Annotated in this window: 23 protein-coding genes and 2 tRNA genes; 15 read left to right on the top strand and 10 right to left on the bottom strand. The window is 62.4% G+C overall.

The window, feature by feature from the left end; genetic code table 11:
* From CBB63_RS09930 to CBB63_RS09915, 4 genes are all read right to left on the bottom strand, one after another.
* Window positions 1-1,116 (bottom strand): DNA polymerase III subunit delta', encoded by a 1,116-nt coding sequence (locus CBB63_RS09930; protein WP_286699024.1) that lies wholly within the window; start codon window positions 1,114-1,116, stop codon window positions 1-3.
* 39 nt (window positions 1,117-1,155) lie between these two features.
* Window positions 1,156-1,794: a dTMP kinase gene (gene tmk / locus CBB63_RS09925; protein ID WP_286699023.1), complete on the bottom strand. Its 639-nt coding sequence runs from the start codon at window positions 1,792-1,794 to the stop codon at window positions 1,156-1,158.
* Entirely contained in the window at window positions 1,791-2,960 is a 1,170-nt protein-coding gene (locus CBB63_RS09920) for a D-alanyl-D-alanine carboxypeptidase family protein (protein WP_286699022.1), read from the bottom strand. The genes tmk and CBB63_RS09920 overlap by 4 nt, the downstream gene beginning before the upstream one ends.
* Window positions 2,961-2,982: 22 nt before the next feature.
* Window positions 2,983-3,855 carry an SPOR domain-containing protein gene (locus CBB63_RS09915; protein ID WP_005852695.1) on the bottom strand — a complete coding sequence of 291 codons (873 nt, stop codon included), beginning with the start codon at window positions 3,853-3,855 and terminating at the stop codon, window positions 2,983-2,985.
* 275 nt (window positions 3,856-4,130) lie between these two features.
* Between CBB63_RS09915 and CBB63_RS09910 the strand changes: the two genes are divergently transcribed.
* From CBB63_RS09910 to CBB63_RS09900, 3 genes are all read left to right on the top strand, one after another.
* Window positions 4,131-4,220 (top strand) — tRNA-Ser (locus tag CBB63_RS09910).
* 121 nt (window positions 4,221-4,341) lie between these two features.
* Window positions 4,342-5,685, top strand: a complete 1,344-nt coding sequence (locus tag CBB63_RS09905; protein WP_286699021.1) for an esterase-like activity of phytase family protein — start codon at window positions 4,342-4,344, stop codon at window positions 5,683-5,685.
* A gap of 237 nt (window positions 5,686-5,922) precedes the next feature.
* On the top strand, window positions 5,923-7,038 hold the full coding sequence (locus CBB63_RS09900) for an aminomethyltransferase family protein (RefSeq protein WP_286699020.1): 1,116 nt from the start codon (window positions 5,923-5,925) through the stop codon (window positions 7,036-7,038).
* A 21-nt stretch (window positions 7,039-7,059) separates the two neighbouring features.
* Here CBB63_RS09900 and CBB63_RS09895 read toward each other — a convergent pair whose 3' ends face one another.
* Window positions 7,060-7,935 (bottom strand): hypothetical protein, encoded by an 876-nt coding sequence (locus tag CBB63_RS09895; protein ID WP_005852722.1) that lies wholly within the window; start codon window positions 7,933-7,935, stop codon window positions 7,060-7,062.
* Between the two features lie 127 nt (window positions 7,936-8,062).
* On the opposite strand from CBB63_RS09895, the gene CBB63_RS09890 reads away from it, so the two are divergent.
* Window positions 8,063-8,138 (top strand) — tRNA-Thr (locus tag CBB63_RS09890).
* A 78-nt stretch (window positions 8,139-8,216) separates the two neighbouring features.
* On the opposite strand, the gene CBB63_RS09885 is transcribed toward CBB63_RS09890, so the two are convergent.
* The 3 genes from CBB63_RS09885 to CBB63_RS09875 all read right to left on the bottom strand — a co-directional run bounded on the left by CBB63_RS09885 (window position 8,217) and on the right by CBB63_RS09875 (window position 11,935).
* Complete coding sequence (locus tag CBB63_RS09885; protein WP_074635136.1) at window positions 8,217-8,783, bottom strand: hypothetical protein; 567 nt, start codon at window positions 8,781-8,783, stop codon at window positions 8,217-8,219.
* A 129-nt stretch (window positions 8,784-8,912) separates the two neighbouring features.
* A complete protein-coding gene (locus tag CBB63_RS09880; RefSeq protein ID WP_286699019.1) occupies window positions 8,913-10,922 on the bottom strand; it encodes an ATP-binding protein in 2,010 nt (669 codons plus the stop codon).
* Window positions 10,923-11,140: 218 nt separating this feature from the next.
* Window positions 11,141-11,935 carry a DeoR/GlpR family DNA-binding transcription regulator gene (locus tag CBB63_RS09875; protein WP_286699018.1) on the bottom strand — a complete coding sequence of 265 codons (795 nt, stop codon included), beginning with the start codon at window positions 11,933-11,935 and terminating at the stop codon, window positions 11,141-11,143.
* 167 nt (window positions 11,936-12,102) lie between these two features.
* Between CBB63_RS09875 and phnD the strand changes: the two genes are divergently transcribed.
* From phnD to tolA, 10 genes are all read left to right on the top strand, one after another.
* Window positions 12,103-13,083 carry a phosphate/phosphite/phosphonate ABC transporter substrate-binding protein gene (phnD, locus tag CBB63_RS09870; protein WP_286699017.1) on the top strand — a complete coding sequence of 327 codons (981 nt, stop codon included), beginning with the start codon at window positions 12,103-12,105 and terminating at the stop codon, window positions 13,081-13,083.
* Window positions 13,084-13,137: 54 nt separating this feature from the next.
* Entirely contained in the window at window positions 13,138-13,923 is a 786-nt protein-coding gene (gene phnC / locus CBB63_RS09865) for a phosphonate ABC transporter ATP-binding protein (protein WP_286699016.1), read from the top strand.
* A complete protein-coding gene (phnE, locus tag CBB63_RS09860) occupies window positions 13,920-14,714 on the top strand; it encodes a phosphonate ABC transporter, permease protein PhnE (protein ID WP_286699015.1) in 795 nt (264 codons plus the stop codon). The genes phnC and phnE (CBB63_RS09860) overlap by 4 nt, the downstream gene beginning before the upstream one ends.
* Window positions 14,711-15,520: a phosphonate ABC transporter, permease protein PhnE gene (gene phnE, locus CBB63_RS09855; protein WP_286699014.1), complete on the top strand. Its 810-nt coding sequence runs from the start codon at window positions 14,711-14,713 to the stop codon at window positions 15,518-15,520. Before phnE (CBB63_RS09860) ends, phnE (CBB63_RS09855) begins: the two co-directional genes overlap by 4 nt.
* Window positions 15,517-16,428, top strand: a complete 912-nt coding sequence (locus CBB63_RS09850; RefSeq protein WP_286699013.1) for an HAD-IIA family hydrolase — start codon at window positions 15,517-15,519, stop codon at window positions 16,426-16,428. Before phnE (CBB63_RS09855) ends, CBB63_RS09850 begins: the two co-directional genes overlap by 4 nt.
* 115 nt (window positions 16,429-16,543) lie before the next feature.
* Window positions 16,544-16,849, top strand: coding sequence for an SH3 domain-containing protein (locus CBB63_RS09845; RefSeq protein WP_009826702.1), 306 nt, complete (start codon window positions 16,544-16,546; stop codon window positions 16,847-16,849).
* Between the two features lie 656 nt (window positions 16,850-17,505).
* Window positions 17,506-18,198: a MotA/TolQ/ExbB proton channel family protein gene (locus CBB63_RS09835; RefSeq protein WP_286699011.1), complete on the top strand. Its 693-nt coding sequence runs from the start codon at window positions 17,506-17,508 to the stop codon at window positions 18,196-18,198.
* A 28-nt stretch (window positions 18,199-18,226) separates the two neighbouring features.
* Entirely contained in the window at window positions 18,227-18,571 is a 345-nt protein-coding gene (locus tag CBB63_RS09830) for an ExbD/TolR family protein (RefSeq protein ID WP_037962775.1), read from the top strand.
* A 3-nt stretch (window positions 18,572-18,574) separates the two neighbouring features.
* Window positions 18,575-18,964, top strand: a complete 390-nt coding sequence (locus tag CBB63_RS09825; protein ID WP_286699010.1) for an ExbD/TolR family protein — start codon at window positions 18,575-18,577, stop codon at window positions 18,962-18,964.
* Window positions 18,961-19,920, top strand: a complete 960-nt coding sequence (gene tolA, locus CBB63_RS09820) for a cell envelope integrity protein TolA (RefSeq protein ID WP_286699009.1) — start codon at window positions 18,961-18,963, stop codon at window positions 19,918-19,920. Before CBB63_RS09825 ends, tolA begins: the two co-directional genes overlap by 4 nt.
* Window positions 19,921-19,979: 59 nt before the next feature.
* Here tolA and CBB63_RS09815 read toward each other — a convergent pair whose 3' ends face one another.
* Window positions 19,980-20,180: a hypothetical protein gene (locus CBB63_RS09815; RefSeq protein WP_156775802.1), complete on the bottom strand. Its 201-nt coding sequence runs from the start codon at window positions 20,178-20,180 to the stop codon at window positions 19,980-19,982.
* On the opposite strand from CBB63_RS09815, the gene CBB63_RS09810 reads away from it, so the two are divergent.
* Window positions 20,151-21,698, top strand: a complete 1,548-nt coding sequence (locus tag CBB63_RS09810; protein ID WP_286699008.1) for an MHYT domain-containing protein — start codon at window positions 20,151-20,153, stop codon at window positions 21,696-21,698. The genes CBB63_RS09815 and CBB63_RS09810 overlap by 30 nt on opposite strands.
* 76 nt (window positions 21,699-21,774) lie before the next feature.
* Here the strand turns inward: CBB63_RS09810 and CBB63_RS09805 are convergent.
* The coding region (locus tag CBB63_RS09805; protein WP_286699007.1) for a metal ABC transporter permease at window positions 21,775-22,007 on the bottom strand (233 nt) is incomplete at its 5' end.

Below are 22,007 nucleotides of genomic sequence, written 5' to 3'. Positions count from 1 at the left end.
CTAGCGCGGTGCGGCGTCGCCCATCTTGAACAGGGTATCTAGGACCAGTGCGGCAGGGTCAAGGTTGACCGCCATCCCGTGGCGCGCGCGGGTGCCGATGTCTTGCGCGGTCTCGGCCCAGACCCGTCCTTGGGCGGGGGTGGGCGACAGGCGGGTCAGCACCGCGGCCTCGTTCTGGGCGGCGGCGGTTTCGGGTGGGCGGCCAAGGGCACCGGTGCGGGCCAATCGCAGCATCAGCAGATCCACCAGCGTGAACAGCAGCGACAGTTTTTCTTCGGCTCCGCGGGCGGCGGCGGCCTCTGCCAGTTTGAGCGCGCGGGCGCGGTCCAGCCGCGGCATCGTATCAAGCAGGGCGACCAGTTCGCCATACATCGCCAGACCGCCCATCAGCGACAGGGACAGCGCGCCGCCGACAGACCCGCCGGAAAGCGCCGCGAGCGCTGCGGGATCGCCTTGAATATCCACCTCGGACTGGCCGAGCGCCTGCGCCATATCATCCGGCGTCAGGGTGCCAAGCCGCAGGGTCCGGCAGCGCGAGCGGATGGTGGGCAGCAGGCCGGAGGGGCGGTGGCTGATCAGCAGCATGATCGCGCGGGCGGGCGGCTCTTCCAGCATCTTGAGCAGCGCGTTCGCGGCATTGGGGTTCATCAGGTCGGCGTCGTCGACGATCACGACACGGCGCCCGCCGTCGGCAGCGGACATCTGGAAGAACCCGTTCAGCTTGCGGATGTCATCCACAACGATCTGCTTGCGCAGCCGTTTGGTTTTCTCGTCAACAGAGCGCGTGATCGCCTTCAGCGCNCCTTCGCCCCCGGCCGCAATGCGGCGGGCGACGGGGNGGTCGGGATCGATATCAAGGCTGGTNGGGGCGGGGGNGNCGAACATGCCGCCGTCCTCCGCATCGGGGGTGGCCAGCAGGAACCGCGCAATACGCCACGCCAAGGTGGCCTTGCCCACCCCACGCGGNCCGGTCAGCAGCCAGCCGTGGTGCAGCTTGCCCGAGTTGAANGCATCGAGGAANGCGGCCTCTGCCGCCGACTGGCCGAAAAGCTGCGGCGTGTCGCGCGGGTGGCGCGCGCCGTCGATACGGTCGGGCTGGGGGGCGTCATCACTCATGTCANGTGGTCTAGCAGATTGCGGCGGCAGGAAAAGGGGTCAGCGCGCATCAAGACGCGGGCGCACCTGCGCAANCACATCCGCCGCNACCGCATCGATGGATTGNGCGCCGTTGATGGTGACGAAACGGTCGGGGAATTCAGCGGCAAGCGACAGGAANCCGGCGCGCATGGCGACCTGCAGGCTTTCGCCGAAATCCTCGAACCGTTCCTCGACCGTGTTGCGNGACAAGGCNCGGCTGAGCCCTTCGCCGGGGTCCATATCGATCAGCACAGTCACATCGGGCTCGACGCCGATCATCAGGCTGTGCAGCTGGTCCACGGCACCGCGNAGGTCACCNCGGCTGAGCCCCTGATACATNCGGGTGGAATCGGCAAAGCGGTCGCAGATCACGATCTTGCCCGCCTCGAGCGCAGGCAGGATCGTGCGNTCAAGGTGATCCCGACGGGCGGCGGTGAACAGCAGGATCTCGGTTCGGGCGGACCAGCGGTCGGGATCGCCCTGCAAGACCAATGCGCGAATTTCCTCGGCCCCGGGGGAGCCGCCGGGCTCGCGGGTCAGCACGACCTGATGCCCGTCGGCCTCAAGNCGGTCTTTCAGTAATTTGGTCTGGGTCGATTTGCCCGAGCCGTCGATGCCTTCGAAGCTGATGAACAGGCCCTTGGCCGCGGTGCTCACGAAGCGGCCTCTGGCCCTTCGTTCAACCGGGTCAGCAGATGGCGGGCGGCGGCTTCAAGTTTGACCATGAANCCCCCTGCGGCAACGCTGTCGCGGGCAACCAGCGGGGCACGTACCTCTGGCAGGTCACCGCGGGTCAGCACCAGTTCGCCGATGTTCTGGCCCTTGGTGATGGGCGCGCGCAGCGGGCCGGTATANACCACCTCGGCCGAGACATCGCTGCCGCCGGACACAGGCACCAGCACCGACAGATCGCTTTCCAGTTCAAGGCCAACGGCACCCTGCGCNCCAAGCGCCACGGGGGCTTCGGCAATCATGGTGCCGGCTTTGCCCATGGACCGTTGCGAGAATTGGCGNAAGGCCCAGTTCACAATCGATTCNGATTCCTGCGCGCGGGCCGCGGCGCTTTCGAGACCGGACAGAACAAACACAACGCGGCGGTCGCCCTGTTTGGCAGAGCCGACAAGCCCGTAGCCTGCTTCTTCGGTGTGGCCGGTTTTCAGCCCGTCCGCGCCNATGCCAAGCCCCAGCAGCGGNTTGCGGTTGGTNTTGTTTTGCGGNGCGCGCCCGTCAAACAGGAATTCGCGCTGCGAGAACATNGGGTAGTACTGCGGGTAATCCTCGATCAGGCGGGTGGCCAGCAGCCCCAGATCGCGCAGCGACATGCGGTGACCGGCAGCAGGCCAGCCGTTGGAGTTCGCGAANGTCGAGTTGGTCATGCCCATCTGCTGCGCCCGCTGGGTCATCAGGCGGGCAAAACCGGCCTCTGACCCGTCGGGGCTCAGCGCTTCGGCGATCACGGCGCAGGCGTCATTGCCNGACAGCACGATGATGCCGCGCAGCAGGTCTTCGACCTTTACGCGGTCGGTNGTGTCCAGAAACATGGTCGATCCGCCGTAGGACATGGCGTGCTGCGACACGGGCAGTTCCTCTGTCAGGTCCAGNCCGCCATTGCTTTTGCCCCGNTCGATNGCCTCNAACGCCATATACANCGTCATCAGTTTCGACATGGAGGCCGGCGGCAGCGGTTCATCCGCGTTCTTGGTCAGCAGCACGGTGCCGGTGGTCTGGTCGACCACATAGGCCGCGCGGGCCTGTGTCTCGAACGCCTGCGCGGGCAGGGCCAACAGAAGGGTNGCAATCGTGGCTGCAAAAATACGGATCATGGCAGTTTCCTTTGGCGGTGGGTCAGTTCGACACGGCGTAGGCGTCAGAGAACCCTTCGGTCTTGATGGATTTCAGCAAATTGGTCAGTTCGGATTTCGTNGCCGCNGGGCCGACNACCACGCGCCAGAACGGCTTGTCGTTGATCTCGCTGCGTTTGACGGTGGGCAACATGCCCGCGCTGCGCATCTGGTTGGCCGCGCGTTCGGCATTTGCCTCTACGCTGAAAATGCCGATCTGGACAAAGGGCTTTGCCAGCGAAGACGCAGGTTTGGGTGCCGCGGGTTTCGGGGCCGTAGGGGCAGCGGGTTTNGCCGCAGCGGGGGCNGCATCAATCGCGGCACCNGCNGTGACAGCGACCGGATCAAGCGTGGTTTCTGTCACTTCCGACGGGGTTTCGATCGTGCCTTCGGGGGCTGCGTCGGGGGCAGGGGTGTCGTCGACCTCCTGACGGCGCAGGGCAGTGACGTTCAATGGCGCAGGGGCACCGGCCAGAATACCAAGGGCCGCCGCCGCATCCGAAGACATCTGCAGCTTGGGCCCGGGCAGATCGCGTTCACGGCGGAACAACGCGCCGATGACGAATTTGCCATTGGCCTCGTTGCGGATGATCACCCGTTCGGGATCTGTGACATCGGGATGCGCGACCCAGACACCGCCAAGGCTGGGGCGTCCGTCCCAAAGCCCCTGATCACTGACCGAGAAAACCTCGGGCGCTTCGACGTCACGCTCCACCAGTTTGGTCGAGCTGGACGCCACCGCAGCAGAGCCTTTCTGACCGCCGGTCAGATTGCCGACCGCATCGCAGCCCGCCAAAGTCGTCATCATCAGCAAAACCCCTACCGTGCACCGCAGCGGCCGGTTGCCAGAAAAAGGGTGTAGCCTGAGGCTGTTCATGTCCGTCGTCCTTGCCTGCTGGCGCGGCGTTGTCCGCCGCCGCCTGATCGCGCCGTCAATACGGCATGTTTGATGCCCCATTGCCGGGGTCTTTGCGCTACACTAACGCGGGTACAGGGGTTTTGGAAAGGCTGACAGGACGGCATCGGCAAATTTCCCCACCCGGCCGGAACCCGCCCAACACGGGCTGCCGCTGTCTTGCGTTACGGTGCCACAGTGCGCGTCATTTCCAGGTTTGCAGAATCGCTGACACCCCTCTATGCGGTGCTTGCTGCGGAGGAGTGGCAGAGTGGTCGAATGCACTGGTCTTGAAAACCAGCGTGCGTGAGAGCGTACCGTGGGTTCGAATCCCACCTCCTCCGCCAATATCCCACCTTTCCATCACGTCTCTCCCCAATTCCGCGCCTGTCGTGGAACCGTCACCTTTGCGTTACGCGGCTGTTACCAGAATCGCGCATCAGGGGCCGTCTTTAACGGAGAGCCCTTATGAAACACCCTATTTTTCCCCTTGCCCTGTCCCTTCTTGCCGTCCCCGCTGTCGCGCAAGAGACGTTTGATGCCACGCTTGCGGGCCATGCCTACCTGCCTGCGCTGAGCCTTGTCGCGCCGCCTGCGGATGCGCCGAAGGATGCGTGGATCAGTGGTAAATTCACTGGTGGCGCGCGCAATGGTGTGCCGATGTCGGTGCCGGGCGATACGGGCGGGCTGCATGGCAAACGGCTGACGGGGCTGAACCTGCCCTTCATTGGCCAGCCGTTGCAGGGGTTTTCCGGTTTCGCNATGAACCGTGCCGAGGANGGGTCGGTCTATGTNCTGACGGACAACGGCTTTGGCTCCAAGGCNAACAGCCCCGATACNCTGTTGTTCTTCAGCCGGATGGACGCTGATTTCGACACAGGCGAGGTCGAGATCAAGGAAACCGTTTTTCTGCATGATCCCGATTTCAAAGTGCCCTTCCGCATTTCCTATGGCGGGACAGACAGCCGCTATCTGACCGGCGCGGATTTCGATCTGGAGAGCATCCAGCGCGTCGGCGACAGCATCTGGATCGGCGAGGAGTTCGGCCCCTATCTGATCGAGGCCACATTGGACGGGCGGATCAAGGGCGTCTATCCGACGATGGTNGATGGTGTNCAACTGAAAGGGCCGGACACGCCCGGTATCTCGGCCACATCGGTGAAGGGGACGGATTGGACCGTGCCACGCTCGGGCGGGTACGAGGGCATGGCGCTGCAGCCTGAAACGGGTTTGCTGTGGGCCATGCTCGAGAAACCTCTGCTGGCTGCGAGCGGCGAGAACGAAGGTGATTTCCTGCGCGTCATGGCCTTTGACCCCGAGGCACGCGANTGGACGGGCGAGGGCTTCAAGTTCAAGCTGGCCGAAGGGGCCACGGCGATCGGTGANTTCAACTTTATCGACGAGACCCGCGCGCTGGTGATCGAGCGTGACAATGGCGAGGGCGAGCCTTCGTTGAAATGCGCCGGTGACCCGCAGGCAGATTGTTTCCCGAACCCCGCGATGGTCAANCATGTGGTGNTGATCGATACCGCCGATGTGGATGCCGAGGGCTATGTGCGCCGCATCGGCCAGATCGACCTGATGAACATCGCCGACCCNGAGGGTAAGGCCCGCATCGAAACCGATGGCGGCGAGGCAGGGCGGTTCAGCCTGCCGTTCTTCACCATCGAGGACGTGATGCGGGTGGACGAGACGCACATCATGGTCGCCGTGGACAACAACCTGCCGTTCTCATCCGGGCGCAAGCTGGATGCCGCTGCGGATAACGAAGTGGTGCTGCTGAGCGTGCCCGAACTGCTGGCCGCGCAGTAACCCGACGCGCCCCTTCGGCAGAGGATGCCGAGGGGGCGTTTCACACCCTAGACACACCCTAGGCCCCGCCATTGCCCGCGCNTCCCCAACCTTTGGGAGGATGCCGGTTGATGTGCGGGGCTTTGCCGTGTCAGAAAAAGCGAACGCCCGCCTGATGGTATCGCCGTTCCCTGACCCCCGCGCCTTGGGTTAGGGCACAGGGGTGGTACGGTGGGCCTTGGTAAAAGGATCTCCCCCATGACGTTTCAGATCGGCATTGGCCCGAATAATCGCAAATCCGCCTATTTCGATGCGACCGTCGCAGACGGCGTGGCTTGTTTCTCGGTCTATAATCACATGTTCATACCAGCGCATTACGGCGACCCCGAGGGGGAATATGACGCGCTGATGAACGGTGTGGCNATGTGGGATGTCGCGGCGCAACGGCAGGTCGAACTGTCGGGNCCGGATGCNGCGCGGCTGATCCAGTATCTGACCACGCGCGATATGTCGAAAACCCGGATCGGGCAGGGACGCTATGTGCCCATGTGCGACCATCGGGGGCGGCTTATCAACGACCCCGTGCTGCTCATGCTGGCGCAGGATCGCTATTGGCTGTCGATTGCGGACAGTGACATCGCCCTATGGGCCAGCGCCATCGCGGCAGAGCGCGGGTGGGACGTGACCGTGGCCGAGCCAGACGTATCCCCGCTGGCGGTTCAGGGCCCCAAGGCCGAGGCGGTGATCACCGCGTTGTTCGGCGACTGGGTGCGCGATCTGAGGTATTTNGGCTTCAAGCAAACGCAGTTGGGGGATATCCCGCTGGTGCTGGCGCGGTCGGGCTGGTCGAAACAGGGCGGCTTCGANNTGTATCTNCANGACAGCAGCCGCGGGGGNGAGCTNTGGNCNANGGTAAAGGCCGCAGGCGCGCCCTTTGGNATCCGCCCCGGTGCGCCCAATGACGTTGAACGGATCGAAAGCGGGCTGGTGTCCTATGGGGCGGATGGTCGTCTTCAGACCAACCCCNGCACCCCGTATGACATCGGCCTGGGCAAGCTGGTCGATCTTGANACCCCCGANGATTTTATCGGCAAAGAGGCGCTGCGCCGTATTGCGGATGAAGGCGCGCAACGGGAAAGGTCAGGCTTTGTCATCGCGGGTGCGCCACTGACGGCGGCGGGACATTCGATTCCCGTGCTGGACGACAAAGGCCAGCCGCGCGGTGTGCTTAGCGACTACGTCTATTCCAAACGTTTCAAGGCCAATATCGGCGTCGGGATGATCGCATCGGATGCAAAGCAAGCGTCGCTCCACGTGGTCATCGGGGACGAGGCCCGCATCGTAACCCTGCGCAGCCTGCCATTTGACAGCTGACCTTAGGCGGTGATCCCGCCGCTATGGCAGGATGACCCGCACGCCGGGAATTTCCTGAATGCGCGCAACGTCTTCGTCGTAAACCTCGGTCATCTCTTCGACCAGCTCTTCGGTCCAGCTGGGCATGTCCAGCTCTTCCTCAAGCGCGTCGTCGATCACGTATTTGTCCAGAAACGCCGCGATCACACGCGGGTGCTCTGCCGTTGTCATCTCGGGATGGGACGCGAGATAGGATTTGAACCGTTTCATGCCTTCGGGGCGCATGATCGTTTCCAACAGGTCGAATTCGCCGTCCAACGGTGCCATCGTGGGCAGGCCCGCCATCTCGCGCATGATCTGCCCCCAGATCAGGGGGGCGTCTTCGTTGCACCATACGGTCACGGGAATCTCGGGCGCAGAATCACGTAGCAGCGCCAGCGTGTCGGACCAGCGCACATCCAGCGGATCCTTGTCGCCCCAGAACTGCGGCGGAGATTTATCGGCCGACACATCATACAGCACCGGCAGCAGGGTCGCGGGATTGCGAATGCCCATGAAAATCTGCAGTTCATCCTCGGGGAAAAGCTGCGCCATGCGCATCATCCGCACAGGGGCGGCGGGATAAAGCATCCCTTCAACAACAGCCGTCGCAGGGGTGCGAAAGAAGTTCGCGTCGGAAAAGATCACCCGATCCGCGTCAGAATCTCCCATGACCGCGTCCAGCAAGACATCCCGCGCCCCATCCGAGGCGGATGTTTTATACATCGCATTCAACGTATCGCGAAACAGACCACGATAGGTTGCGGGGCTCGGCACATGCGTGCCCGCCTGCGTCAAAAGATCGTGGTTCGACTGGAGGCTTTTCAGCAGCCTGTCTTCTTCGGTGTAATGGGCACCTGTGTGCAAAATCAACTGCATGAACGTCTTCTCACCCTTACTGATACCGGCTTTCCAATAGCCTTTCCTGCGACTTGTGTAAAACTGCAAAAAATTGACATTTCCCCTCTTGCACGGCCCGCAGCAATCTCTTAAACGCTCCCTCAGTGCCCCTATAGCTCAGCTGGTAGAGCAACTGATTTGTAATCAGTAGGTCCGCGGTTCGAGTCCGTGTGGGGGCACCATTTTTTCCCTGATTTCAATACATTGACAGCTTTAGGTGTCGCCGCATCCGCGATGTTTTTCCCACTTTTGTGCGCGCCTCACTGCTTGGCGCGCGGTAGGGGGATGATGTTTGATTTTCGTTTCATCCGCGCAAACTCCACCTGTGCGGCGTCTTTGCAGGTGGGGCAGATGGAATAGCTTTTGGCGAAGTTATCCGCATCTGGCGGGGTGCGCAGATCGATCCATTTGTCGCCGATCTGGAATGCACAGCAGACCGAACATCGCGTGGTATCGTAGTATTCCTCGAAGGCGCTGACCGTAGGGTGAGGGGGGCTGGTGATCGCATGGACAAGCATACTGCCGATGGTCAGGCTATCGTCGGGGGAGGGCCAGATCGTCAGTCGGTACAACCGCCGCACATCCGGCCCGTCACAGCGGTAAAGGATACTGAACAGTTGCTGTTCGATCCGGCAGGCCTGAAACACGCCGAACAGATATGTACGCGTGTTGGCCCCTTCGACGAAATCCCAAATCTCCCGCCCCAGCACATGGGTGGAGGTCGCCCCCGGCGCGTCATTCTCTATGGCGAAGGCGTCCCATTCGGACCCGACAGAGATGATCCGATCCTTGCTGTCCACGACATAGCTGTTTGTCTTGAGGTCCAATGAAAATGCCCTTGGAAAAATTACAGGTCATAAACAGGATCATCGTTACGCTAGGGCATCATATGCGCGAAACCGGCGCTTGCCCAAATATTTATCGTTAGAATTTAAAGTACCGCGCCCCTCTGCGCTTCAAGCCGTCTTCTGGATATCGGTCGCGCCGGTGCAGGGCAGCGTCAGGCTAAAGGTGCTACCGACGCCCAGTTTGCTTTCCAGTGACAGCGATCCGCCGTGCAGCTCTACCAGCTGCTCCGAGATGGCCAGCCCCAGCCCCAAACCGCCGTTTTGCCGTGTCATGGACCCGTCAACCTGTTGGAACCGCTGGAACACGCGGCTCGCGTCCTCCTCTGCGATGCCGTTGCCGGTGTCGGTGACGCTGAATACGATCTCGTCGGCGGAATGTAGCATCGACAGGTGGATTTTGCCTTCGCTGGTGAATTTGATCGCATTTGTAATCAGATTGTACAGGATTTGTTTGACGCGCACCTTATCCGCTACGGTGGCAGCAGGGCCGTCGCCGGCATAGGTGAGGGTCAGCCCTTTTGCCTCTGCGGCGGGTTGCAGTTCTTGGGTGACGGTGCGGGCGATCTCGTCCAGCTGGGTGGGGGCCATGTCCAGCTCTAGCTGGCCGCGGGACACTTTGGTCCAGTCCAGCAGATCTTCGACAAGGCGGATCATATGCTGCGATGATTCCGCGATTCCGGCACCCTGATCGGTGATGAACTTCTGATACTCCATCGCGGCGGCAGCCGATTTCGGACAGCCGCTGCCATCGGCGGTCAGCGCCGACATCAACCGCTGCGCCTGAGGCATCTTATCACTGTGCCGCATGAATGATGAGCGGCCAAAGATCACGGTCAGCGGGGTGCGCAGCTCGTGCGATACGTTGTTCAGGAACTCGGTCTTCTCGCGGTCGGCGGCTTCAGCGGCTTCTTGCGCGCGCTTCTCGGCGGTCACATCCGTCCAGATGCCGACGGTATAGCCGTGGGGGGTCTTTGCCTCTGTCACCTTGAGCCAATTGTCGTTGCCGATGTCTTGCAAGAACGCCTGACCCGGATTGCGGAAACGTTGTAGCCGCTCCCGTACCCAGGCCTGTTTGCTTTTCGATCCGCTGAGGCTTTCGGTCCGCTTGGCCCAGTTGACCACAAGCTCTCCCATGGTGACACCGGGGACGATCAGATCGGCGATCTGGGGGTGATAGTCGCGGTACTTCTGGTTCACCACCATCACCCGTTCCTTGTCGTCAAACGCGATAAAGCCTTCGTCGATCGCGTCGATGGCCTCGGCCAGCAGGGCGTGGGCGTTGGTCTGGTTCAACGCCAACCGGCGGAAGGCCAACAGCACGCCCAGCAGGAATATGGCGGAAATGAGGGCGAAACCCACCAGGTTCCGGCTTTGTGGTGAATAGGCCGGCCATCCCGCGGCGGGGCGTACGGCGGCTTCCCATGTGGTGCCCAGAACGTTAAACGTGGTCACGACGGGCTTGTCTTTCAGCGCGCTCAACCGGTGATCGGGCAGGGCCTCTACCAGTCCGGAGGCTTTAAGCGGGTGCAGCTCGAAACTATATTGCGCGGGGTCCGAGAAATCATGTTGCGGGGCTTGCAGCAGACCTTCCTGATCCATCACGACAGAGATGACGCCCCAGAACTGATCGGTGTTCAGCTCGGCGTTCGGCAGGAACACAGGGTAGTGCATGATATAGCCGGTACCGCCCTGCACAAGGTTCACACGGTCGTCCACCACAGGCGCGCGGGTGCGGTAAGCTTGGGCCACACTCGCCATCTGGGCGGGCAGTTGCCAGTATTTGACACCGATCGTCTCGCGGTTATCCGTTTGTGGGAAACTGTGTGTAATCGACAGGTTAGGGGCCAAAGCGACAGCAATCACGTCAGGGTTGTGGCGTTGCAGGTCGCTCACGGTGCGCGCGATCTGGCGCTCGTCGATCTCACCCGCGACGGCAAGCGTATTCTCGATGTTCTTGGCCACCAGCACGGCTTCGAAGAAACGCAGCTGGATCTGGTCGGCCACCGAATGCAGGGCCTGCTCCACCTCAAGGCGCAGCGCGGCGAGGTGATTGTCGCGGTCGAGCTTCACAATAGAATAGGCAATCCCGCCGATACTCGCGAGCAGGACAATCGTCAAAACGACGAATACCTTAGAGGCTAAATACCCCGTGAACTTGTTGAGCAAAGTGCCACCCTCTTCCGTCCAGGTAGGCCGCCGCACGACTTTCTGTCGTTGCTGGTTTGCCTGCCTTTGTCCCCTTTATTGACTGCATCATTGTTTATCGAACGGACAAAATACGGGCGCAATCGAGGCATTTTGTAGACTTTTGCGCAAAGCGGTCATGCCGGTTACTGTCAGGCGTTTTCGGGGGTGATCACGGGGGTGCGATGCTGTCGAAGCGCTAGGGCAAGCGAGTCCTTGGGTGCTGCATCGGTGATCAGATGGCCCAGATGCTCAAGCGGGGTAACCTGCGTCAGGTGACGTTTGCCGAACTTGCTGGCGTCGATCAGGAAATGCGCGGCGCGGCTTTGGTCCAGCATAGCGCGTTTCACCTCGGCAAAGCCTGCGATGGCCTCGCTCACGCCTGTTTCATCCAGCGCGGAGGCCCCAAGAAAACACGCGTCGACATTGAAACCGCGCAGAAAGTCGCAGGTGGCAGTGCCGGTCAGCGCGGCCTCTGCATTCATATAGTCGCCGGGCGTCATGATCACCCGCACCCTGTCGGAGGCCCCCAAGATCATCGCGACCTGCAGGCTGTTGGTTAATACCGTCGCCGCCACGCCGGAAAGGGTCAGCGCCCGCGCGAATTCCATCATCGTGGCGCCTGCGTCGATCATCAGGGTTTGCCCGTCTGTCACCCGTTTTGCGGCAAGTTGCGCCATCTGGCGACGTTCGTCCACATGTTCGCGCTGGCGTTCATCCAGCACGCTTTGCGCCCCCGGCGCGCGGGGGGAGGCCCCGCCGTAGGATTTCTGCAAAAGCCCCTGCGCGCTGAGCTCGGCAATATCGCGGCGGACGGTTTCGGTGGTCACATCAAAGCTGGCCGCAAGGTCCGAAACCCGCACATGCGGGGCAAGGCGCAGTTCCAGCAATATTTGCGCGTGGCGCTCTGCTTTGCGCAGGTTTCGGCGTTCCGTTCCGGTATCCATTTTGCGGTTCCTTTCGGCGGTCGGGGGCGATGCACCCGACCGTCAATATTTGGCACTTGCCAAATTACTAGGCGGAAAATGTTGCGAATCGAAAGCTTCAATGCTCGTATCGCGTAATTAATCGTGCAGTACACTCTGTGCGGGTATTCTCGGGGAGGAGAAACAAGATGATCAAACGCAGCTTTATCACGGCGGGCCTGATGGCCGCTTTTGCCATGACCGGCACCACCGCATTGGCCGAAGAATGCACCGAGCGCGGCGCGCTGGACGCGATGTTCTGTGACGCCAACGGCGATCTGGTGGCCGACGCGCCCACGGACGAAAGCATGCTCAAAGACCCGTCGACGCTGGTCTTTGCCTATACACCGGTCGAAGATCCCGCGATCTACGAAGACATCTGGACGCCCTTCATCGACCACCTGTCCGAGGTGACCGGCAAGAAGGTGCAGTTCTTTGCTGTGCAATCCAACTCTGCCGAGGTAGAGGCGATGCGCTCGGGCCGTCTGCATATCGCGGGCTTCTCGACCGGCCCCACACCCTTTGCCGTGAACCTTGCGGGCGTTGAACCCTTCGCGATCATGGGTTCCGAAGACGGGCAGTTCGGCTACAAGCTGCAGGTCTACACCCAAGCCGACAGCGATATCAAAGAGATGGCCGACCTTGCTGGCAAACGCGTCGCGCATACATCGCCCACGTCGAACTCCGGCAATCAGGCACCGCGCGCGCTGTTCCCTGATCTGGGCGTCGTGCCGGATCAGGACTACGAAGTGACGTACTCGGGCAGCCACGACCAATCCATGCTGGGTGTGGTCGCGGGCGACTATGATGCGGCACCGGTTGCGTCCGAAGTGGTGGACCGCATGGCGGAACGCGGGCTTTATGACCCTGCCGAGGTGCGCATTGTCTGGGAAAGCGATCCGTTCCCCACGACATCTTACGGCGTAGCCCACGACCTGACGCCCGAGCTGAAGGACAAGATCAAGGAAGCCTTCTTTAGCTACGATTTCACCGGCACCGCATTGGGCGAAGAGTTTTCGGGCGTGAGCAAATTCGTCCCGATCACCTATAAAGACCAATGGGCCGTCATTCGCCAGATCCAGTCTGCCAACGGTGTTGAGTACACGCCACAAGGCCTTGCTGCTGAATGATTTTCCCGTCGAGGCCGGTCCCAATGGGCCGGCCTCACGCATAAGGTATCCTACATGTTGAAAATTACTGACCTCGTCAAACGCTACGGCTCTGGCGATCCGGTCCTCAAGAATCTTGACCTCACCATCGAGGGCGAAAGCGTCGTGTCGATCATCGGGTCTTCCGGTGCGGGCAAAAGCACGTTGCTGCGTTGCATCAACCGTTTGGTTGAACCCACCTCCGGCATGATCGAGCTGAACGGCACCGACCTGACCCGCCTGCGGGGCAAGAACCTGCGTGCCGCGCGGCGCAAGATCGGGATGGTGTTTCAGGGGTTCAACCTCGTGGATCGTCTCACCGTGATGGAGAACGTCCAGTCGGGCCGTCTGGGGTATATTTCAACATGGTCCGCCATCACGCGGCGCTATCCCAAGCAAGACATCCGCCGCGCTTACGAGTTGATGGAACGGGTCGGCATCGCCCATTACGCCGACACCCGCGCCGATCAGCTGTCGGGCGGTGAACGTCAGCGTGTCGGCGTGGTCCGCGCCCTGATGCAAGAGCCCGATATCCTGCTGGCGGATGAACCCACCGCATCGCTTGACCCCAAGACATCGGAACAGATCATGGGCCTGCTGCGCGACCTGTCGCGCGAGCTCAAGCTGCCGGTGTTGATCAACATCCACAATGTGAACGAGGCCAAGGAATACACCGACCGCATCGTCGGCATGCGCTATGGCCGGATCATCTTTGACGACAAGCCCGATATGCTGGACCCCTCCGCGATGGAGGCGATCTATGCGGGCAGCCCCCATGCCGACCGCAGCGGCGGGCCGGATGACAAGGCAGCCGCATCATGACCGCGCCGCGCGACACTTGGGTCAAGCCGCCATTTATTGCCAATCCCGTGCTGCGGTGGGCCGTGTATTTGGGCGTTATCGCCTATTTCGGTTGGGTCGGGCTGACCATGCCCATCGACTGGGACCGCGTCGCCGAAGGTATCGGCCGCGCAGGAAAGATCTTTGGCGGGGCCTTTCCCCCGAGCTTTGAACGCAGCGGGCTGTTGATTGACGGCTTTCTCGAAAGCCTCAAGATCGCGGTGCTGGCCACGGCGCTTGGCGTGCTGCTGTCGATCCCCATCGCCTTTATGTCCGCNCGCAATGTGGCCCCCAAGCCGGTGTTCTATCTGGGCCGNGCCNTTATCATCATCGCNCGCAGCTTCCATCCGGTCATTGTCGCGATCCTNTTCGTCAAGGCCGTNGGCTTCGGGCCGTTCGCCGGTGTGCTGACNCTGACCGTCTATTCCATCGGCTTTGTCGCCAANATGCTGGCCGAGCGGATCGAGGAGATCGACTTTGGNCAGGTCGAGGCNATGCGCGCCGCCGGTGCGCCGTATTTCTCGACGCTNTCTTACGCGATCTTCCCGCAGATCATGCCGCGCCAGATCGGTCTGACCATCTACCAGCTTGATTCCAACCTGCGGGCCTCTGCCGTGGTGGGGATNGTGGGGGCTGGGGGCATCGGTGCGACGCTCGCCAATGCCTTCGGCCGCTATGACTATGATTTTGCCCTTGCCATCACCATCGTCATCGTCGGGGTGATCCTTTTCTCCGAGGCCGTCAGCGGCGTCATCCGAAAGCGTATCCAATGACCTCACTTTCTACGCANTTCGGGCGCGACGACTGGTCCCGCTTTACGTTCAAGCANCGTATGACGCGCTATGCCATCTTTCTGGGCTGTGCACTGGCCATCGCCTGGGCGCTCACCTCGATNGANGTGATCTGGCCGTGGGTCTGGGGCGCCCCTGAACAGATCGCCGATCTGTTTGGCCGGATGTANCCGCCGGACCCCAGNAATCTGGANACCATCCTCAAGGTGCTGTGGGACACGGTGAANATCGCGACATTCGCCACCACCTTTGCGGTGCTGCTGTCGCTGCCGGTCGCCTATATCTCGGCGCAGAACACCACACCCAACCGTGTGACCCTNTGGCTGGGGCGGCTGATNCTTGTGACCTCGCGGTCGGTGAACACGATCATCTGGGCGCTGCTGTTTGTGGCGATCTTCGGGCCCGGTGTTGTGGCCGGNATCGTGGCGATCATGTTCCGCTCTATCGGGTTCATCGGTAAACTGCTGGGCGAGGCNATCGAGGAGATCGACACACGCCCCGTCGAAGCGCTTGAGGCGACGGGCGCGTNGCGCTTCAAGGTNATCGTCTANGCGATNGTGCCGCAGGTNATGCCGACNTTCTGGGCNGTNGCCATTCTGCGGTGGGATATCAACCTGCGCGAATCCACCGTGCTGGGNCTGGTGGGCGCTGGNGGCATCGGGATCATCCTGCAAGGTGCCATCGACACGTTCAANTGGCCCGAGGTNGCGACCATCCTGCTGGCGATCATCGCGCTGGTGGTGGTGGGGGAAGTCATCTCTGCCTATCTGCGCCGCCGTATCCTGTGACCCNGAANATCGGCGTCGACCCGCAAAGCGCCTTCGCGCGCTATCTGCAAATTGCCGACCGTCTGCCGCGCACTGCGGCGGGCGGTCTGGCGGAAACGGGCGTGTTTACCGACCTTGCGGCGCGCTTCGATCTGATCCTGTTTGACGCCTATGGCGTGCTGAACGTCGGCGAAACCGCGATCCCCGGTGCGACCGATACCATCGCGGCGCTGCGCGCGGCGGGCAAGGCGGTTGGCGTGGTGTCAAACTCCGCNGCCTATCCCAAGGCGCATATGATGGCGCGCTACGCCCGTCTGGGGTTCGATTTCTCCGCCNCCGAGGNNACCACCAGCCGCGAGGCGCTGACCGCGCATATCGCGGGGCTGCCGCCGTGCCGATGGGGCGTGATGATCAACCCCGCCGTCGATCTGGGGGAACTGGCGACGCTGAACACGACTGTGCTGGGGGATGACGCCGAAAGCTACGATGCGCAGGACGGGTTCTTGCTGGTGGGCGCAGACGGCTGGACCGACCGTCGGCAGACATTGCTGGAGGCGTCNCTGAAACGCGCGCCCCGTCCGGTGCTGGTGGGCAACCCCGATCTGGTGGCNCCGCGTGAAACGGGCCTCTCGCGGGAACCGGGCTGGTTTGCGCACCGGCTGGCCGATCGCACCGGTGTGAGGCCTGTGTTTCTGGGCAAGCCGTTCGGGCAGGTCTTTGACATCGCCCTCGGCCGGTTCAATCGCGCCCTGCGTCCCGAACGGGTGCTGATGGTCGGCGATACGCTGCATACCGATATTCTGGGCGGTGCGCAGGCGGGCTTTGCCACGGCGCTGGTCACGGGCTATGGCTCGCTCACGGGGCTGGATGTGACGGATGCCATCGCGCAGGCCGGTCTGTCGCCCGATTTNATCGTCCCCAACATCTGACGCCCGCGCNNCNGCGNATCGGCGGATNATGACCCCNNGCGCGATATCACGGTTTATTTTGTGGCCCCCACAGGCTACCACCGNACCCGAGGCTATCAGAACAAGGGCAAGAAAAATGCGCAAAGCAGTGACCGCCGCCGTATCGGCAATCGTGATCGCGACCACCTTGGGGGCCACCCCCGCCACCGCAGGATCGTTGGGCCGTTTCGAGGTAACGGGCGTGGGTGAGGATGACATGCTCAAGATGCGGGCAGGGCCGGGGACAGGGTTCATCGTGTTGCTTGGCCTGCCCAACGGCACCATTTTGCAGGTGCACGATTGTCAGCAAACCGGCGGCACGCGCTGGTGCGACGTCTCGCTTGATCAGGCCCGCCGCGTGCGCGGTCACGTGTCNTGGGCCTATCTGCGCAAGCTTCGGTAACGTGGGCGGCGCAGGGGCTACCTTTGCGGTTTGTCGCTGGCGCGTGCATTCCTGAATAGTTGATTGTTAANGTCAGGATTGCNCCTTGTCGTGATCTTTGCTAGGCACGGCGCAATNGCGCTGTGCCAAAAGGGCTGTTTGCCCGCTGCGCCGCGCCAGAGCCAAAGGTGCCCATAGCNCCTTAGCCAAAAATCTCATCGTTTCATCCCACGGTCAGGAGGTCCCATGTCCCGTTTCCGTACCGCTATTCTGTCGCTGCCCNTTGTGATCGCNGCCCCGCTGGTCGCCGCGCAAGAGACCGATATCAAGGATCAAATCTCGGTCGAGCTGAACGCGGCAGAGACCACNGAAGATGCGTGCAAGCTGACCTTCATGNTCACCAATGGCTTGGAANCACCGGTCGACAAGATCATCTACGAGGCGGTGNTGTTTGACACCGAAGGGCAGGTGGACCGGCTGACGCTGTTTGATTTCGGCACCCTGCCACCGGCCCGCCCGCGCGTGCGCCAGTTCGTCGTGCCGCAAACCACCTGCGAAGNNNTGGGCCGCATCCTGTTCAACGGGGCCAACGCCTGCGAGACCGGCGGTAGCGCCAGCGGCGTCTGTGACACCGGCCTGCTGCCNACATCNCGCACGTCAATCGAGGTTCTGGGCTGATGGATATGTTCTCTGNNNTGATCGCGTCGTTTCGCCAGATCGCCGAGACCGGCGGGCCGGTTGTTGTTGTCCTGATGGGCGTCGCCGTGCTGACGTTGGCNGTGGCGATCTATAAGGTCTGGCAGTTCTGGCGCTCNGCCGTGGGGCGGCACAAGGCGCTGACCGAAGCGGTAGAGGCATGGGACCGNGGCGACAGACCCGNCGCCCGCGAGGCTTTGGGCCGGTCGAAAAGCTACCTCGCCCCCGTGATCAAGNTGGCGATGGTGTCGAACGGCAAGGGCAGCGGCGCAGGCGTAGAGCGTTTGCAAGCCGAGGCAGAGACGCGTTTTGCCAAGCTCGAAACCGGTTTCCGCCTGCTCGATTCCGTGGCGCAGCTGGCCCCCTTGTTGGGCTTGTTCGGNACGGTTCTGGGCATGATCGAGGCNTTCCGGTCGCTGCAAGCCGCCGGATCGCAGGTCGATCCGTCGATCCTTGCGGGNGGTATCTGGGTGGCGCTGNTGACCACGGCTGTNGGTCTGGTNGTGGCGATGCCCACGGCCNTGATCCTNAGCTGGNTGGAACAGCGGATGGAGGCAGAGCGGGTGATCGCGGATAAGGCGATCCTCACGGTGCTGAANCCGTCCANCGANGTGCCAGCCCCTGCCGCCGCCACGCCAGCGCCGACGCCCGAAATGGTCGCCGCACATGGCTAGGCCGCGCACGCGCAGACGGCGGCTGTCGATGACCTCCCTGATTGATGTCATCTTTCTGCTGCTGCTGTTCTTTATGCTGACTTCGACGTTCTCGAAGTTCTCCGAGGTGCCGCTGGCCGCTGCCGGTTCGGGCGCGGTCGCGCAGGCCAGCGATGCCAAGCCGGTGTTCTTGCAGCTTGGCCCCGATACCCTGCGTCTGAATGGCGAGGAAATCGCATTGGACGCGCTGGCCGGATCATCCTTGGCCAAGGCCGAGAAGGGCACCGTGCTGCTGGTCTCGCTCGGGGCGGATGTGGATGCGCAGCGGTTGACGGATGTGCTGGTCAAACTGCGCGAGATGCCTGCCTTGCAGGTGTCGGTATTGGGGGGCTGACAGATGCGCCGATTTGCCAAATCCAAACCGCAGCGTGAACCGACCATCGCGTTGATCAATATCGTCTTTCTGATGCTCGTCTTTTTCATGGTCGCGGGCACGCTGGCGCAGCCGCTGGACCCCGATCTGAAGCTGGTCGAGACCCGCGCGCTTGAAGGGCAGGCCCCGCCGGACGCTTTGGTGATCTACCCCGACGGGCGGTTGATCTATCAAGGCGTGGAGCAGGTGGATGCCGCGTCCTATGTCGCCAGCCTGTCTGACGAAGACCGCGAGATCATACGCCTTGTGCCGGATCGCGCCTTGCCGGCCGAGACGCTGGTCACGCTTACCCGCGACTTGCGCGCGGCGGGGGCGCAAAAGGTGATGCTCGTCACGCAAAGGGCACTGCAATGATATCGCATTCTCCTACAGCCAAAGGGATCTCTTTCGCCTTGGCGGTCGGGATCGTCGCGGGGGCGGTCACCATCGGACTGCCGCAAGAAGAGATCGCGATCGAAGGGGGCGGTGCGCCNGTCNAGGCGATGATGGGNANCAGTTTCGNGGATATGGCCGTCGGCACGCTCACGCCGGAACCGGCNGAACNGGCAGAGACGCCCGTGGCCGAGGCCCCCACCGCCGCAGAACCCCTGCGCCCCACCNCNGCAGAACAAACCCCGCCCGANCAGGCCGAGCCGGTCACCCCGCCNGANCANGCGCAGCCCGTGACCCCGCCCGATGTGGCAGCGGTGACGCCTGCGGCCCCCGCAGCATCCGCCGCCTTGGTGCCCGCGCCGCTGGCCGTGCCCCCCTCCGAGAGCGCGCAAGTCGCACCGCCGCCCGAAACCCTGCAGGCGCAAGACCCCGATAGCGACGCCCCCGTCCTGTCGCGCCGCCCCATGCGCAAGAACCCTGAAACCGCTGCCAAGATCGCCGAGGCACGCGCCAAGCAAGAGCAGGCGGAGCGTGAACGCCGTCAGGCAGAGCAGCAAGCCGCCGCACGTGGCAATGCGCAGCGCAATGCGACCAAAGGGTCTTTGTCGGGCCAAAGCACATCGGCCAAATCCACGAGCACCGGCAAACGCCAAGCCGCGGCATCGGCGCAAGGCAATGCCGCCGCCAGCAACTACCCCGGTCAGGTCATGCGCCGCATCTCGCGGGCGGGCAAGCCGCGGGTCCGGACCACGGGCACCGCGACGATCGCTTTTGCCATCGCCAGCAATGGCGGGTTGGCTTCTGTGTCAGTCGCACGGGGGTCCGGCTCTGCCGCGCTGGACCGGGCGGCGGTATCGGTGATCCGCAAGGCCGCCCCTTTCCCGCGCCCCCCCGCTGGCGCGCGGCGGCAGTATTCAATCAAGATCAAAGGGCAATAGGCGGGCGTTCAGCCCCCTGCGCTTTGCTTGAAGTGCAGCCGTCGCGGCGGCATCAGCCCTTATATACTGGCCGTTTCCGCCGGATTGGCACCCTGCAAGCTGTTGTTTCCCATGGCAAAAAAGACCGGAAATTTTTCTTGGTTACCACCAGTATAACGTAAACACGCCTCAAATCTGCCGTTTTCTCCGCCGATTAACTGTCCGGTAATCAACAGGTAGAGTGCGCCGACATGTTCAAAGTAGCCCATACGATCCATCATGATCACGACCTTGGTCTCGTGCTTCTGGCCGGGCTGCTTTGCGCCTTTGGCTGCTGGGTGGTGTCGCGTTTGTATCAGCACGCCTTGGGGCGCCCGCGCAGACAGGCGCTGATCTGGTACTTCCTCACGGCGATCACGGCGGGCGTTGCGGTCTGGTGTACGCATTTTATCGCAATCCTCGCGTATCAGCCTTCGGCACCGGTAACCTTTAACCTACAACTGACCTTTGTCTCGCTATTGATCGCGATTGCAGGGTCGACTGTGGGCATCATGGTGGCGGGCATGTTCCGGTCGCTCGCGAGCACGATCATCGGCGGTACGATCTTTGGCGTTGCGGTATCGGCGATGCATTACACCGGCATGGTGGCCTACCGCGTTGAAGGCGTGGTGACATGGGACCGTGGCTACCTCATCGGGTCTGTTATTCTGGCGGTGGTCCTGTCGACTGCCGCGCTGTATCTGGGCAGCCGCAGCGCACGGTGGAGCGGGCTGCAAATGACGGGCGTCCTGACGCTGGCCATCATCGGGCTGCATTTCACCGGCATGGCCGCGTTCAGCGTGGACTGCATCGGGCTGAAACCCGGCTATACCAACCCCGAAGAATACAAGCTGCTGGCACTGGTGATCGCGGGCACGGCGACGACAATCACCCTTGGCGGTCTGTTCACCTATTTCATCGAAAACCGGACCCGCATGGAAAGCATCGAGGAGTTGCGCAAGGCCCGCGACGCTGCCGAAGGGGCGAGCCGCGCGAAATCCGAATTCATGAGCGTTCTCAGCCACGAACTGCGCACGCCGCTGACCATCGTGATCGGCTATGCGGGCTTCCTGACCAAGCTCAAGACCACGACCACGGCCAAACTGTCGCCAGGTGAGCCGATCACCGAAAAACACTATAATATCATCGGGGATCAGGCAGAGCTTTACGGCCAGCGCGTCAAATTCGCGGGCAACCACCTGCTGACGATCATCAACGATATTCTCGACTATACCAGCATCGAGCTGAACGACATCAAACTGGCCAAGACGACATTCCCCACACGGGCGCTGCTGGCGCAGGTCGAGGACCAGTTTCAGGGCATGGCGCAGGGCAAGGATGTGACCTTGCATATCCCCGACGGCAGCCTTGACGTGAACGCCGACCGTGGCCGCTGCTTGCAGATCCTGATCAATCTGGTGGGCAATGCGCTCAAGTTTTCCAAGGGCAAGGATATCTTCCTGCGGGCCGAAGTGGACGGCGGCGGCTTCCGCTTCGAGGTCGAAGACAATGGTGTCGGGATGGAGCAGAAAGATCTGGAAACGATCTTCCAGGCCTTCACCCAGATCGAAAGCGCCGACAACCGGTCGGAAGGCGGTACAGGGCTCGGGCTGGCGATCTGCAAGAAGCTGGCGCTGGCGCATGGGGGCGATATCTCGGTCGCCAGCACGGTGGGCAAGGGCACCAAATTCTCGGTCTTCTTCCCGCATAGTCTGGTGAGCACCGGGCGTCCGTCGCATTCCCTTGCGGCAGCCGCCTGACCGAATAGGGCCACCCCCGAAACAGCAAGGGCCGCAGCGTGATGCTGCGGCCCTTGCTGTATGTGCAGATCAGCGCCTAGCGTTTCAGCAACGGGGCCACGCCAGACGACAGCACGAACAGCACCGCCGCGACGCTGACGATGCTGGGCCCCGTCGGCGTGTCGAGCGTGAAGGACGCGGCCAGCCCGCCCAAGGCGGCGATCATCCCGATGATGCAGGCCGTCATGGCCATGACTTCGGGCGTGCGGGCAAAGGGGCGGGCGGCGGCGGCGGGGATGATCAGCATCGCCGCGATCAGCAGCGCGCCGA

It is taken from the genome of Sulfitobacter sp. TMED3, assembly GCF_002167505.1.
In the GTDB taxonomy this organism is placed as follows: Bacteria; Pseudomonadota; Alphaproteobacteria; order Rhodobacterales; family Rhodobacteraceae; genus Sulfitobacter; species Sulfitobacter pontiacus.
This window is presented reverse-complemented; position numbering and strand designations above follow the sequence as displayed.

Coding starts and splice junctions, on each gene's coding strand:
- CBB63_RS09895 (WP_005852722.1), bottom strand. CDS start 7,935: ATGCAGTTGATTTTGCACACAGGTGCCCATTACACCGAAGAAGACAGG.
- CBB63_RS09830 (WP_037962775.1), top strand. CDS start 18,227: ATGACCTCCCTGATTGATGTCATCTTTCTGCTGCTGCTGTTCTTTATG.
- phnD (WP_286699017.1), top strand. CDS start 12,103: ATGATCAAACGCAGCTTTATCACGGCGGGCCTGATGGCCGCTTTTGCC.
- CBB63_RS09815 (WP_156775802.1), bottom strand. CDS start 20,180: ATGATGGATCGTATGGGCTACTTTGAACATGTCGGCGCACTCTACCTG.
- CBB63_RS09825 (WP_286699010.1), top strand. CDS start 18,575: ATGCGCCGATTTGCCAAATCCAAACCGCAGCGTGAACCGACCATCGCG.
- CBB63_RS09875 (WP_286699018.1), bottom strand. CDS start 11,935: ATGGATACCGGAACGGAACGCCGAAACCTGCGCAAAGCAGAGCGCCAC.
- phnC (WP_286699016.1), top strand. CDS start 13,138: ATGTTGAAAATTACTGACCTCGTCAAACGCTACGGCTCTGGCGATCCG.
- CBB63_RS09810 (WP_286699008.1), top strand. CDS start 20,151: ATGTTCAAAGTAGCCCATACGATCCATCATGATCACGACCTTGGTCTC.